This window comes from Dysgonomonas gadei ATCC BAA-286 (assembly GCF_000213555.1).
Classification (GTDB): domain Bacteria; phylum Bacteroidota; class Bacteroidia; order Bacteroidales; family Dysgonomonadaceae; genus Dysgonomonas; species Dysgonomonas gadei.
Map to the genome: position 1 here is coordinate 48,685 of NZ_GL891985.1, position 14,570 is coordinate 63,254.

The 14,570-nt window shown below is 42.0% G+C and carries 9 protein-coding genes; 5 read left to right on the plus strand and 4 right to left on the minus strand.

The window, feature by feature from the left end; genetic code table 11:
* Nucleotides 1-53: 53 nt before the first annotated feature.
* Nucleotides 54-848, plus strand: coding sequence for a zinc transporter ZupT (gene zupT, locus HMPREF9455_RS12745; protein WP_006800118.1), 795 nt, complete (start codon nucleotides 54-56; stop codon nucleotides 846-848).
* A 10-nt stretch (nucleotides 849-858) separates the two neighbouring features.
* Here zupT and HMPREF9455_RS21955 read toward each other — a convergent pair whose 3' ends face one another.
* Nucleotides 859-1,839: an acyltransferase family protein gene (locus HMPREF9455_RS21955; RefSeq protein ID WP_006800119.1), complete on the minus strand. Its 981-nt coding sequence runs from the start codon at nucleotides 1,837-1,839 to the stop codon at nucleotides 859-861.
* A 225-nt stretch (nucleotides 1,840-2,064) separates the two neighbouring features.
* Between HMPREF9455_RS21955 and HMPREF9455_RS12755 the strand changes: the two genes are divergently transcribed.
* The 4 genes from HMPREF9455_RS12755 (at nucleotide 2,065) to HMPREF9455_RS12770 (ending at nucleotide 11,027) form a co-directional block, all read left to right on the plus strand.
* The gene (locus HMPREF9455_RS12755) at nucleotides 2,065-7,626 is read left to right on the plus strand and encodes an alpha-2-macroglobulin family protein (protein ID WP_044216306.1); all 5,562 of its coding nucleotides are present in this window, start codon (nucleotides 2,065-2,067) and stop codon (nucleotides 7,624-7,626) included.
* Between the two features lie 78 nt (nucleotides 7,627-7,704).
* Nucleotides 7,705-8,559: a hypothetical protein gene (locus HMPREF9455_RS12760; RefSeq protein WP_006800121.1), complete on the plus strand. Its 855-nt coding sequence runs from the start codon at nucleotides 7,705-7,707 to the stop codon at nucleotides 8,557-8,559.
* Between the two features lie 205 nt (nucleotides 8,560-8,764).
* Nucleotides 8,765-9,634, plus strand: a complete 870-nt coding sequence (locus tag HMPREF9455_RS12765) for a hypothetical protein (protein WP_006800122.1) — start codon at nucleotides 8,765-8,767, stop codon at nucleotides 9,632-9,634.
* A gap of 7 nt (nucleotides 9,635-9,641) precedes the next feature.
* On the plus strand, nucleotides 9,642-11,027 hold the full coding sequence (locus tag HMPREF9455_RS12770) for a hypothetical protein (protein ID WP_006800123.1): 1,386 nt from the start codon (nucleotides 9,642-9,644) through the stop codon (nucleotides 11,025-11,027).
* Between the two features lie 4 nt (nucleotides 11,028-11,031).
* Here HMPREF9455_RS12770 and HMPREF9455_RS12775 read toward each other — a convergent pair whose 3' ends face one another.
* From HMPREF9455_RS12775 to fbp, 3 genes are all read right to left on the minus strand, one after another.
* Entirely contained in the window at nucleotides 11,032-12,228 is a 1,197-nt protein-coding gene (locus HMPREF9455_RS12775; protein WP_006800124.1) for an MFS transporter, read from the minus strand.
* A gap of 572 nt (nucleotides 12,229-12,800) precedes the next feature.
* Complete coding sequence (locus tag HMPREF9455_RS12785) at nucleotides 12,801-13,352, minus strand: YcxB family protein (RefSeq protein WP_044216258.1); 552 nt, start codon at nucleotides 13,350-13,352, stop codon at nucleotides 12,801-12,803.
* 65 nt (nucleotides 13,353-13,417) lie between these two features.
* Entirely contained in the window at nucleotides 13,418-14,449 is a 1,032-nt protein-coding gene (gene fbp, locus HMPREF9455_RS12790) for a class 1 fructose-bisphosphatase (RefSeq protein WP_006800126.1), read from the minus strand.
* Between the last annotated feature and the right edge of the window lie 121 nt (nucleotides 14,450-14,570).

Here is a 14,570-nt window from a genome sequence, read left to right on the forward strand (position 1 = left end):
CCATACCTCACGGTAATCCCTTATCTTTGCAATCTTAACGTTTCAGGAGAATAATGACCGAACAGAATATACTACTTGCATTTATACTTACAGCTATTGCCGGGCTATCAACTGGTATAGGCAGCCTTATAGCGCTAATTGCCAAACATACGAATACAAAATTCCTGTGTGCGTCTCTGGGCTTTTCGGCAGGTATAATGTTGTACGTCTCATTTATGGAGATGATGCCACAAGGCAAACTGGAACTGGTATCGGTCTATGGCGAGAAAATGGGGACACTCTATCTTATACTTGCTTTCTTCGCGGGTATTGCCCTCATAAATATGATTGACTTTGCAATTCCCAAGTCATTAAATCCGCATGAGATTCAAGGTGTGGAAGATATGGATAAAAAACGTTCGCTAAAGCGTACAGGCATAGTAGTCGCCCTTTCCATTGCCATACATAATTTCCCTGAAGGTATCGCTACTTTTACGTCTGCGCTCGGCTCCCTTGATGTTGCCATCCCCATAACTATCGCTATTGCCATACATAATATCCCCGAAGGAATAGCTGTCGCCGTGCCTATCTATCACGCTACGGGCAGCCGCAAAAAAGCATTCTGGCTATCGTTCGCTTCCGGTCTGGCCGAACCTTTCGGTGCGTTGATCGCATATTTCTTCCTCATGCAGTTCTGGACTCCAGCTATGAACGGGATTATTCTGGCTGCCGTGTCGGGAATTATGGTGTTCATCTCCCTCGACGAATTGCTGCCCAGTGCCGAGAAGTACGGAAAACACCATATTTCTATCATGGGATTGGTAGCAGGTATGTTGGTAATGGCTTTTAGTTTATATCTGTTTGTTTAAAATTCCTTATTCAGCTTTTCCTGTTTCCAATCAGTATAGGACAATATTTTTGAATTAGTATGATAGGGTAATATAATAACAACATGATAATAATTGACATTACTACATTAGATAAGACATCCGGAGATAATGCGAATACATGAAAATATAAACAATTTAAAAGTGTTATAAGAGGAAAATGATATGCTAATATTACCAATGATCCTGATGATATCTTTTTGATAATATTAGATTCTATATTATTAAGCAGATTACAAGTACAGATAACCATAATACAACCAATAAATGCATTAATGTAAAATAAAATCGGATATTTACCAAAATAGCAAGAATACATGCCAATTCTCCCATTAATGTAATTCCCAATAAGTAGAGGAATAAATGTTATTACAATTAATATCAGCCCAGTATAGTTATTTTTTATTTTCTCTACTATCTGATACTTTTTCAAATAATAGCCAGCAATATAAAACGGAATAGCCATCAAAGCTGAATCAATAGAGAAATATACGTTTATCTTTAATTTCTGCGATATGTAAAAACAAGATGCGGATAAAAATACAATAATTAAGACTTGTAAAAAATGTTTTAGCTTTAAGATGAAGAAAGATATGACTTTAACAAAGAACAGACTTATCAGAAACCAACAAGCCGAGGCCGGAATGAACTTTTCACAGATTATAAAATTGAACGAGAGACTCTTAATATCGATATTGGAATGAAGATAATATGGGAACATAATAAGAAATACCGACAGGTTTAGAAGAACATATGGCACAACCAAAGTCTTGATATTCTTTGACAAAAAAACTTTAAAGTCATTCGATTGTTTATATAGATATCCAGATAATAAGAAGAATAAAGGCATATGAAAACTATAAATAAAATTTTGCAAAATAACTCCCCTATCCTCATATTCAAAATGTCCGAGAACAACTAGTCCCATTGTCAGTGCTTTAGCCCAGTCTATCCAATTTATCCGAACATCCATAGTGTGTTAAGTTTTTTTTGATATCCAAAGATAAATAAATGTTTTCGGGCAACAATAAACGATTTTATAGAATTATAAAATTACATGAAGCTGTATAGCCATTTCATCACCGGAAATGGACACTTCCTACAATTAGCCCTTTTTACCTACCCTTAATCGCAAATATTCTTTTATATTTGTGAATTAGTATATAATTAAATGGCAACGGACACAAATAATATAGCTATGAAAAAAAATCTTTTCCTCATCCCTGTTTTTCTTTTATCGTGTCTTTTTATTGTGAATTCATGTAAGAAGGGCGGTACCCGTGAAATTAATTCCGAGTTTGCAAAATATATTGCAGCATTTACATACGGAAAGGTTTCCTCATCCTCTGAAATACAAATAGAACTTACTCAGGATATTCCGACTGTGGAATTGAATAAGGAGATCGATCAGGAATTATTCAAATTTTCCCCATCAATAAAAGGAAAGGCTTACTGGTCAAGCTCCCGTACCATAAAGTTCATCCCCGATGCCGGAGAACTGAAGCAGGGACAAGAATACGAAGCCTGGTTCAAGCTTGATAAGGTATTGAAAGTAGAAAGCGAGTTTAAAGAGTTTTATTTTCACTTCCATATTCCGGAACAGAATTATAGTGTCAGCCTGATGCCGTATTCTCCGATCAAAGAGACCGACCTTAAATGGAACGCTGTTCAAGGAACCGTATTGCTGGCCGATGATGCCCAACTTGATAATGTCACCAAAATGTTTTCACTTTCGGGCGGAGATAAGGCCGGAGATGCGAAGATAAAGATTACGCCGACTGAAACAAAAGGACGCTTCAGCCTTTTAGTTGATAGCCTTTACCGGGGCAATTCAGATAATGAATATACCCTACATGTAAAAGGAGACGCTATCGGATTGAAAAAAGATGAAGATATAAAGATAGTGATACCCAAAATATCACAGTTTGAAGTAATAGATGTAGCTATGGAATACGATCCGCAGGAGTGTATCCGTGTTACCTTTAGCGATCCGCTCTCTCTCAGCCAGAATATACAAGGTCTGGTAAAACCCGGTACTATCGAAAGTTTTTCTTTCGATATAGACAGAAATGTGTTGAGACTGTATCTGGACAAAACTACGAGAGGCACGAGTGTCGAACTCAAGATATTCAAGGAGATAAAAAGTGTTGCCAACATATCACTCAAAGACGATTATACCTATAGTGTCAATTTTCAGAAGAACAGTCCGGAGATAAAACTGTTGAGCACAGGAAATATCCTTCCTAATTCCGACAACCTGATAATCCCATTTCAGGCAGTTAATCTGTGGGCAGTAGATGTAAAGGTGATTAAGATATTCGAAAATAATATATTGGGTTATCTGCAAGCTAATGACTTTGGTGAGAGTGACGAATTGAAACGTTTCGGACGCCTTATCCTCAAGAAACGTATCCGGCTGGACGAAGACCCTACAATGAAACTTGAAGAGTGGAACAACTTCTCCCTCGATCTGGCTACAATGATAAAGCAGGATCCGGGGGCTGTCTACAAAGTTGAGTTCTCCATGAAGAAAGAGTATTCTCTCTACCCATGTGGCGGTACAACTCCCCAGATACCCGAAGAAGCAACCCTCGAACGCTTCGACAACCAACTCTCGGAAGAGGACGAAGCTAAATGGGACAGGCCGGGATATTACTATTCGGATGATTGGGATTGGGATAATTATAACTGGGAAGAAAGAGAAAACCCATGTGATCCTACATTCTACATGAATAAGTCATATAGTTGTGTTGTACTTTCTTCCAATATCGGAATAACCACCAAACTGGGTGCTGAAAAGAAAATGTTCGTGGCTCTTACAGATATCCTTACCACCAAGCCTATATCGGGCGGCGTAGTAGACATCTATAACTATCAGATGCAACGTATCGGTAGTGGAAAGACAGATGGAAACGGATTCGCCGATATAGACTACAAAGGTGGCGTGCCATTTGTTGTAATTGCATCCCGCGAAAAAGAAAAAGGCTATTTGAAAGTAACTTCAAATCTTTCCCTTTTATTAAGCAACTTTGATGTGAGTGGAAAAGAAATAAAGAAAGGACTGAAAGGCTATATTTATGGCGAACGTGGCGTGTGGCGTCCGGGCGATTCCATATTCGTAACTTTCATTCTGGAAGATAAAGCCAAAACCCTGCCAAAAGAACATCCTGTTTCACTCGAGCTTTACACCCCTCGCGGGCAAATGGCTCAGCGATATACTTCCACTACGGGTAAAAATGGCTTCTATCCGTTCCGTATGGCAACAGATGCCAATGCCATTACAGGTAACTGGCAGGCACGGGTAAAAGTAGGAGGCGTTACATTCTATAAGACATTAAAGATAGAAACGGTGAAACCGAACCGCCTGAAAATCCGTCTCGAAGTAGGTGATATGATCGATGCGGGTTCAGGTTCATTCTCCGGTTCATTATCGTCGCAATGGCTACACGGTGCTCCGGCTGTAAATCTGGCGGCTAAAGTAGAGATGACATTGAGTCAGGTGCGCACACCTTTCAAAGGGTATGAACAATATGCATTTAATAATCCGGCGTCAAACTTTACTTCGGATACATACACTGTCTTCGATGGCAGGCTGGATGCTTCCGGCAATGCGACCGTAAGGGCGAATCTGCCTCAGGCGGCAAGTGCTCCGGGTATGCTTCGGGCAAATATTGTTTCGCGTGTATTCGAATCGGGAGGCGATGCCAGCATCTATACACAAACTGCGGCTTATTCTCCATTCCCGGCTTACATTGGTATAAAATCTCCGACAGAGAGTCAGTACGGGTGGCTGGAAACCGATAAGGATAACATGATAGACATTGTTACCCTTACACCGGCAGGCAAGCCTGTCAACCGTTCGGGACTGGAAGTTAAAATATACAAACTGAACTGGTCATGGTGGTGGAATTCGAATGATAATCTGGCCTCATATGTCAACAATACATCTACCAAGGTCATTCTAGACCAAAAGATTTCCACTTCGGGTGGAGGCAAGGCGAAAGTAAAGTTCCGTGTCGACTATCCTGAATGGGGTCGCTATCTGATAATGGTTACTGACGGGGGAGGACATACCTCAGGACGCTTGTTATATGCCGACTGGCCGTCGTGGCGTGGGCGTTCCGACAAGGAAGACCCTAGCGGACTGACTATGCTTTCGTTCACAACGGATAAGCAATCGTATAAAGTAGGGGAAACAGTTACGGTTATCCTCCCTAAAAGTTCCGATGGACGGGCGTTAATAAGCCTTGAGGACGGTTCCCGCATCATTTCACGTGAATGGGTGACTACAACGGCAAAAGAAGACACAAAACATACATTCAAGGTAACAGAAGACATGGCGCCTAACTTCTATATCTTTGCCAGCCTGTTTCAGCCACATGCGCAGACTGATAACGACCTGCCTATCCGCATGTATGGCGTATTGAATATAAATGTAGAGAATAGTGAGACCAAACTGACTCCTGTGATAACCATGCCGGATGAACTCCGTCCGGAGAAAGAGTTTTCTGTATCCGTATCCGAAAAGAACGGTAAAGAGATGACTTATACCCTTGCTATTGTAGATGAAGGATTACTTGACCTGACCTCGTTCCGTACCCCGAACGCATGGGACGAATTCTATACACGTCAGGCATTGGGCGTCCGCACATGGGATATGTTCGACATGGTGGTAGGCGCACAGACAGGAAAACTCGGACCATTGCTAAGCATCGGAGGTGACGAAGCGTTAAAGCCGGGCAATAATACAATGAGCCGTTTCAAACCGGTGGTGAAATACTTAGGACCGTTTACTCTTAGCGGAGGAAAGACCGATACACATAAGATTACCTTGCCGCCATATTTCGGTTCGGTACGTGTAATGGTTGTTGCCGGAAATCCGAATGGAGCATATGGCAGTGCCGAAAAGGCTGTGCCTGTACGCAACCCGTTGATGATATTATCTACCCTACCGCGCGTAGCAGGGCCGGATGAAGAGATTTTGCTTCCTGTCAATGTATTTGCTATGGACAAGAAGATAAAGAATGTAAGCCTGACAGCCCAGTCGAAAGGATTGTTCCAGTTCACAGAGGGAACTACCAAATCGGTGGCCTTTACCCAGACGGGCGATAAGATGGTTTACTTCAAAGTGAAGGTGGGTAAGAAAATCGGATTTGAAAAGATAATAATCAAGGCTACTGGCAACGGAGAAGCGGCGACAGAGACCATCGATATAGAAGTGCGCAACCCTAATCCACCTCTACTATTGTCGTCGCAGGCTTTAGTACCAGTCGATGGAACCTCTGAATTGAACATAGCTTTCGATGCTATCGGAGACGAGGATTGGGCTAAGTTGGAGATATCCCGTATGCCGGGTATAGACCTCAACAAGAACCTGTCATACTTGCACGATTATCCGCACGGATGCTCCGAACAAGTTACATCAAAGGTGTTCCCATTATTGTATGTACAGGCATTCCGTCCGTTCTCCAATAAAGAGAAAGATGTGATGGATAATAACATTCGTGAGGGTATAAGAATGATTACTTCGCGCCAACTGATAGACGGAGGCATCGCCTACTGGCCGGGTAATACTGTACCTAACGAATGGGTAACCACTTATGCAGGGCATTTCCTTGTAGAAGCCCAGCGGGCAGGGCGTGACGTGCCGGCGTCGGTGATAAACAAATGGAAGCAATTCCAGAAGAAAGCCGCTCAGTCATGGAACAGAGGCGACCTCTATACTTCATATTACAGTAATTCGATGGCCGACCTGCAACAGGCATACCGTCTATATACACTTGCCCTTTCCGGAGAACCGGAACTGGGGGCTATGAACCGTCTGAAGGAGATGAGCGGGTTGTCGGCACAGGCTCGTTGGCGATTGGCTGCGGCTTATGCCCTCGCAGGAAAGAAAGATGCGGCAAATCAACTGATAACCAATCTAAGCGATCAGGTAAGCCCTTATTCTTTCAACAACAATACGTATGGTAGTTCATCACGTGATATGTCGATGATAATGGAAACTTATCTGTTGTTAGGAAAAACAGAAAGGGCGCTGGCCTTGTCGTTTAAGGTATCGGAAAGCCTGAGTGACAAATATATTACGACACAGTCAGCAGCTTTTGGATTGATTGCTATGTCGAAACTTGCCGAGAAGATGGGTAAAGGTGTTATCTCCTACGATTGGGAACTGAACGGCGTGAAACAGAAGACCGGTAATTCGGGAGACGTGTTCCAGGAAATAGCCCTGAAACCACAGGAGAAAGTTCATGTTTCTATAAAGAACAAAGGACAGGGACAAATCTTCGTCCGCTTACTTGGACGTACTCAGCCGATTGTGGATAATACTCCGGCTCAAAGCAACGGAACGAACCTGTATGTGAAATATGTGGATGAAAACGGTAAGGAGCTGGATGTTACTTCCCTGAAACAAGGAACGGAATTCTTTGCCAATGTAATCGTACAGAACATTTCGGGGCAATACCTGACCGACATGACGCTAAGTCAGATATTCCCTTCGGGATGGGAGATATTCAATACCCGCCTGTTCAACGAAGCGGATAGCAGGACGGCAGGTTCGTTCAACTATCAGGATATAAGAGACGATAGGGTATATACTTATTATAATATCGGTTCCGGTTATTCATCTTCGTTCCGCATCAGGTTACAGGCTGCATATTGCGGCAGGTTCTACCTCCCTGCCATAAGCAATGAACCTATGTACAACCCGTCGGAGCAAAGCCGTACCACAGGCCGCTGGGTGGACGTGAAACAATAAGCCTGATATACAAGATAGAAAGTAGGGTATTTATCAAATAAATACCCTACTTTTGTACCCTATAATAACACAACATCAATGAAGAGAGCAGTCTGTACATTCGGCAGCTATTACTTAACTGAAGGTTTCCCCCGTTTCAGGAAGATGTGCGAAAGCATGGGTATATTTGATGATATCCATACCGTTTGCGAAAAGGATCTGGACAAAGACTTCTATAAACGTTGGGGAAGGTACCTTATCCCTTACTCCCGTGGATTCGGTTACTGGTGTTGGAAACCTTATTTCATTCTCAAAATTCTGGAAGGAATGCAGGATGGCGATGTGCTTCTCTATTCTGATATCGGTTGCTATTTCAATCCTAAAGGATGCGAACGTCTGCTGGAATACTATGATCTGGTGGAGAAGACGCCCACAGGGATTCTCGGTGTTAAGAGTCAGGAAGTATCTTATAACGGTATGCCTGAAACGCTCTATCATGAATATGAGTGGACGAAAGGGGATGTCTTTGCTTACTACAATGTATATGACGACAAGGCGTACACCCATACACCCCAGTTCGAATCCACAATCATTTTCTTTAAGAAAAGCCCTTTGGTGATGCAGTTCGTAAAAGACTGGTATCAGGCTTATCTGGACGATTATAGTCTGGCCACAGATTCCCCTTCACGTGTGCCGAACTTGCCGGGCTTTAAAGAGAACCGGCACGACCAGAGCATCTATTCCATTCTGGGAAAGAAATACGGCATAGCCGAGATTTCTACGAACGAGATTTTCCAGCGTGACTGGTCTCTGTTGGATACCTATCCCATACAGGCACGCCGCGATAAGTATTATACTAGCAAGTACCACTATAAGCACCGTTTCAGGTTGAGGAAGCTCTACCGCAGATTGTGGGCGGTGAAATACTGGTTCAAAGACTTATTCAACAATTAACACGACTTAGTAACTGTTTAGATTTTATTGGTATTCTGTTATGAGTTATTTTGAGATAGATTTTTTGATTTTTTCTTGCAGGTTTAGCGGGCTAAACCAAAAGGAAAAAGTAGAAAATATGCTCAAAAGAACCATAAAGAGAATGCCAAAGAATGAAAGTGGTTATGTAAGAAATAATTTCGGTAAAATTTAAACAGTTACTTAGATGAAGAGAGTTTTATGCACATTTGGCAATTACCCCATGTTTAAGGGAGCGGAACGATACCGGAAATCCGCTGAGAGCCTGAATGTTTTCGATGAAATATATACCTATAACGATAAAGACCTCGATGCCGACTTCAAAAAGAAGTGGGGACGCTATCTGATTCCTTATTCCCGCGGATTCGGCTATTGGTGCTGGAAGCCCTATCTGGTATTGCAGACACTGGAAAGAATGAATGACGGGGACGTGCTGCTGTATGCCGATTTGGGTTGCTTCTATAATCCGGACGGGCGCAAGCGTATGCTGGAATACTACGACATATTGGATAAGTCGGAAACAGGTATCCTTGGCTTCAGAGGGCAGGTTATCCCTACAAACGATATGCCCGAAATGATACGCTGCGACAATGAATGGACGAAAGGCGATATATTCGACTATTACGGTGTACGCAACGATAAGACTTTCACCCATACACCCCAATTCGAATCCACGGCTATATTCCTTAAGAAAAGCCCTTTGGTAATGCAATTTGTAAAGGATTGGTACCAGCCGTATCTGGACAATTATAGCATTATCACAGACGAACCTTCTCGCTCGCCAAACCTTGAAGGCTTCGTAGAGAACCGGCACGACCAGAGTATATATTCCATGCTGGCAAAGAAATACAAGATAGCTGAGGTTTCCCTGAATGAGATTTGCCCTTTCGATGAACATTACGACTGGGGTTTACTAAAGGATTATCCGATATGGGCCACCCGCAATCTGTATTATGAATCGACTTTCCATTACAGGCACCGTTACCGTTACAGGCAGCTTTATACCAATTGGTGGAAGGTAAAGTATTTCTTCAAAGACCTTTTAGGGAAATCATAAGTAGGCTATGAATATTAACAAGGCCGGAAAGGCTCGTCTGCTCTTCTTTGGTATCGCATTCCTACTGCTTACCTTCAGCTTTTATAGCAACCTTTTCAAGGTGGCCGTCCCTGTTCATTACAAGGAGTACGAAACCTTTGAAGAAGGGCTGGTTATAGGGCGGATGGTAAAGGCAGAGAAAGACGGACTCTTCGCTTCATCCGGATTCATGGGTGTGAATTACATTAAACCCGATAGCGTAAAGGATGAACTGCGTGTTAATGACTTGGGCTTGCGAGATTCCATTGTATCCGAAAACCAGTTCGATCAGATTAAATATTATCTTGGCGAGAAGGATGCTCCTAACGGCTATTGTGTCTATGTCAGCCATTCCGGAGGGCAGGCTTCCCTCTATTACCTGATACAGAAAGCGCTCCCTTTCAGCAATGAGACTAGCTATCAGATGCTCCGCTTTCTGAATGCCATGTTGATGGCAATAGGTTTCCTCGTATTTATCGGGTGGGTGTTACGCAACTTCGGGATTACTCCTGCCATAATCACTTTCCTGTTTACATTCCTTTCTCCTAAGATTGTTATGTTTGGCGGGAACGGACTATGGTGGTCGCTGTGGAACTTTTATGTTCCCTTCCTCGCCCTGCTTCTGGTTTTGGAGAAAAGGCACTCATTTCCGGGGAGTATATCCGATAAACGGATTTTTGTCACGTTGTTCCTTGCCGTCCTTGTCAAATTCTTCTTCTCTGGACTTGAGTTCAGTTCTACAACAATGCTGTCTATCTTCATCCCGATAGTGTATTACTCCTATCTGGAAAGGCAACGATTCTCAGAGTTCTTCATGTTTTCTTTCAAAGCCGGATTAGCCGCTTTAGGTGCAGTATTGGTACAATTCCTTGTCCTGATCCTTCAATTATGGACTTATCTGGGCAGTCTAGGAGGAGCCCTTGGCTACCTGCAAACGGCCTTTGTCCGTCGTTCATCGTTTGTCCAGTTCTCCGATCTGGAGGGAACGGATAACGACCCTTCATCACTTTCGTTTGTATGGAACAATGTCATTAAATACTATCTTCGCGAAAATAGCTGGGATTGGGGCTTTACTCCTGTTTTCATCCGTTTCCGCTTTGCCTATCTCATATTCATTATCATCGTATGTGCAGGCATTGTCTGGTTTCTTACCCGTAAATTACATGACCGAAAATATATCGCTTTGATACTTGCTACATTTACCTCGGTAGTGTGTCCTTTATCGTGGTTCATTATCTTCAAAGAGCATGCGTTCTGGCACATCCAACTCGATATAATCGTATGGTACATGCCATTCCTTTTACTTGGCTTTGCCGTGACAGGTACTGCAATATCCTTGTTGATATCCAAGATGAAAAGGGCAGAAAAACTCTAACTGCTTACATCTTGTATTTGGCTTTACTGCATAACAGCATATGTACGGATAAGCAAAGCAGGACAAGCAGACCACCGACACCTACAACACCATTCCATCCGTAGTATTGCCATGCTATACCTCCGAGGAATGTACCTAAAGAGCCTCCTATGAAATAGGATACCATATATACCGTATTTAATCTGTTAGAAGCTTCCGGATGTGTAGAAAAAACGATGGTCTGGTTGGTGACATGCATTCCCTGTAGCCCCATATCGAGAAGGATAATACCTGCAATCAGTCCTATATAAGTATTTCCGGAGAATCCGAATATCCCCCACGACAGAAGCATCAGGAGGCAGGCTATAAGAATTATCTTATTCTTATTTACTTTCCCCGACACAGAGCCGGTTACCGATGCTGCCAATGCGCCGACTATGCCGACAATACCCAGCGAACCCGCGACATCGCTTCCCTGAAAGAACGGCGCCTGTTCGAGCCTGAAAGTTAGGGTGGTCCAGAATATGGAAAAAGAACCAAAGCCTAATGCACCCCGTAAGGAAGCTAATCTGAGGGTGGGTATTTCTTTCGTATAACGGAATATAGATCCCATCAATTGACTATAAGTCCCCTTAAAGGTCGGTTGCATATCCGGCAACAGCCATGCGATAAGAACGCCCAGTACAACCATCATTCCGGCTGCAATGTAAAATACCTCACGCCAGCCGAGATATTCTCCCAGCAGGCCGCTAAAGACGCGTGAGGCCAATATACCGATAAGCAGGCCACTCATTACTATTCCTACATTTCTGCCTTTCTCTTCAGGTGCAGATAACTGGGCGGCTATGGGCACGAAGATTTGTGGTACTACAGATGTAAGCCCTATGAAAAAACTGGCGGTAATCATTACTGAAAGTGATTTGCTAAAAGCAAAGATCAGCAATGAAAGGATAATAAAGATAAAGTCTGTCAGTACTATCTTTTTCCGTTTAAACATGTCACCTAACGGGATTATGAGCAGAAGTCCTGCCGCATAACCTATCTGGGTAAACATGGCCACCCTGCTGACAGCGGCTTCGGACTCACCAAACTCTTTGGCTATCATCCCCAACAAAGGCTGGTTATAATAGTTATTTGCGACAACCAGTCCGGCTCCGACTGCCATCAGCCAAAGCGTACTTTTTGCCAGATACTGTTTATTTTCGTTGTTAGATAAAACCATTTTCTACTATTAATGTATTCTTAAAAGGAGACAAAGGTAACACAGAAAGCAATGAATAATTAATAATTAGCTTTTATTGATTAACAGAAACCAACGACTTATTACTTAAACTTACTACTTGTTAAAAGGTAACATTTGTCTCAGTAAATAGTCGGCAGTTAACAATGTTGCGCTTCGTTATAGTGAAGTGAGATTCATAACTCATCGTCTGATTTTCATTTATTAACCATATTTCGTTAAAACCTGACACATCTGACAGTTTTTCCACTGCTTTTATCTTGCCGTTTTCACATCTGTTGACTATATATAGTTGAAAAGCAACAAAGGTAACAGTTTTTATAATTTTTGTAGGGGCGAAAGATGTTTCGCCCCTACAGTTCCACAAAAAGTAACAAAGGTTACACTATTTCACTCATTTGCTAATTTACAAATTTGCTAATTTATCAATTCAAAGAGCTATCGGCTAACAGCTAAATGCTATTGGCTATATACATAGATAAAGTTGCAGGATAAGTATAACAATGTAAGTAACTATAATCTATTATAAAATATTTGAAACAGGCTTAACTCCCCTATTTCCATTTCCAATCCATATCTTCAACAAAAGAGACCTGATTATTCTCTTTGTATCGTAACAATCGCATCTTTACCTCCTCAGCATTATTCATCCGGTGCTTCGGTACTATAATACTTACCTGACGGCTCGTCACAATAAAGAAATGATGCTCCGTTTCAATTATAGTATCCATCTCTTTTACATCATAATGCCGATAGCCTTTCTTTGTTTCAATTTCGATAAATTCGCTTCCCAATAAGAGCTTTGTATTATAAGGAAATTCTGCCCGCATACTTTCTGATATATGTTTTCTATACATCCGCTTATAGAACCAGACCGACCACCATGGATAAATAATAAAAAAGAGAACTGATGAGCCTAGAAAAAAGTAGGAGAGCAGGCGATAGCCTTCATCGAAAAACAACAGAAGTCCGCACAGGAGCGACAGGCCTATCATTCTGTATTTTTCTTTTCTACGTTGTTTTATTTGCATCTCGTCCTTCGATGCAAAATACAATTGAAGTTGAAGTAAATCTTCTTCTTCGAGTTCATAATTCAATTCTAACATTGATAAGCTATATAGAAAAACTCCCATTGTTTTAAAATTGACAATGGGAGTTTTATATTTTTATATTATTGCTGTTTCTTCTCCTTTTCTTGTGCCTGAACAATAAAGTCCTTCAATTTCTCCACCATATTAGAACTTCCGCAATAGAACGGTGTGCGCTGATGAAGTTCGGTAGGCTGCAACTCCAAAATACGGTTTACGCCATCTGTGGCACTACCTCCAGCCTGCTCGGTAATGAAAGCCATCGGGTTACACTCATAGAGCAGCCTCAGTTTTCCTTTTGGCGACTTATGTGTAGACGGATAAAAATAGATACCTCCGGTGATCAGATTACGGTGACAATCGGAAACCAGACTACCTATATACCGGGCAGAGTAAGGACGATCTTCCTTCTCTTCCTGACAATATTTGATATAATCTTTTACACCTTGCGGAAAATGCACGTAGTTGCCCTCATTCACTGAATATATCTTCGCATTTTTGGGACATCTCATATTGGGATGCGACAGATAGAAGCTGCCTATAGCCGGATTCAGCGTAAACCCGTTTACCCCACGTCCGGTTGTATATACTATCATGGTAGATGTGCCGTACAGGATATATCCTGCTGCTACCTGATTGACTCCCGGCTGGAGAAAATCTTCCATTGTCACAGGAGATCCTATTGGCGAAATGCGCCGATAGATGGAAAAGATAGTCCCCACAGATACATTTACTTCAATATTCGAAGAGCCATCCAATGGGTCCATCAATACCACATATTTATTGTTATGTCCCTCATCCAGCCCCTGTATGGTTATAAAATTGTCATTCTCCTCGGAAGCAATACCACAAACAATTTCACGGTTAACCAACGTTTGTATAAATACATCATTGGCATATACGTCCAGCTTTTTCTGTTCTTCGCCTTGTACATTCACATTACCGGCTGCACCAAGTATATCTACTAGTCCGGCTTTATTCACCTTATAGCTTACCACTCTGGCAGCAAGCAATATAGAATTTAAAAGACGGGAAAGTTCACCTGTAGAGTACCTGAAATCCTCTTGTCTCTCAATAATAAACTCGTCGAGAGTTTTTCTTGTGATATTCTTCATACTATTAAATGCGTTAGTTATGTTATTAATGTTTCAAAGATAGTGATTATTTATATTGTTTAGCGGCTTCTTACATAAGGTTTATTTATTATCAGATAAATACCGTCTATAGTGTCTGTAG

Coding starts and splice junctions, on each gene's coding strand:
- zupT (WP_006800118.1), top strand. CDS start 54: ATGACCGAACAGAATATACTACTTGCATTTATACTTACAGCTATTGCC.
- HMPREF9455_RS21955 (WP_006800119.1), bottom strand. CDS start 1,839: ATGGATGTTCGGATAAATTGGATAGACTGGGCTAAAGCACTGACAATG.
- HMPREF9455_RS12755 (WP_044216306.1), top strand. CDS start 2,065: ATGAAAAAAAATCTTTTCCTCATCCCTGTTTTTCTTTTATCGTGTCTT.
- HMPREF9455_RS12760 (WP_006800121.1), top strand. CDS start 7,705: ATGAAGAGAGCAGTCTGTACATTCGGCAGCTATTACTTAACTGAAGGT.
- HMPREF9455_RS12765 (WP_006800122.1), top strand. CDS start 8,765: ATGAAGAGAGTTTTATGCACATTTGGCAATTACCCCATGTTTAAGGGA.
- HMPREF9455_RS12770 (WP_006800123.1), top strand. CDS start 9,642: ATGAATATTAACAAGGCCGGAAAGGCTCGTCTGCTCTTCTTTGGTATC.
- HMPREF9455_RS12775 (WP_006800124.1), bottom strand. CDS start 12,228: ATGGTTTTATCTAACAACGAAAATAAACAGTATCTGGCAAAAAGTACG.
- HMPREF9455_RS12785 (WP_044216258.1), bottom strand. CDS start 13,352: ATGTTAGAATTGAATTATGAACTCGAAGAAGAAGATTTACTTCAACTT.
- fbp (WP_006800126.1), bottom strand. CDS start 14,449: ATGAAGAATATCACAAGAAAAACTCTCGACGAGTTTATTATTGAGAGA.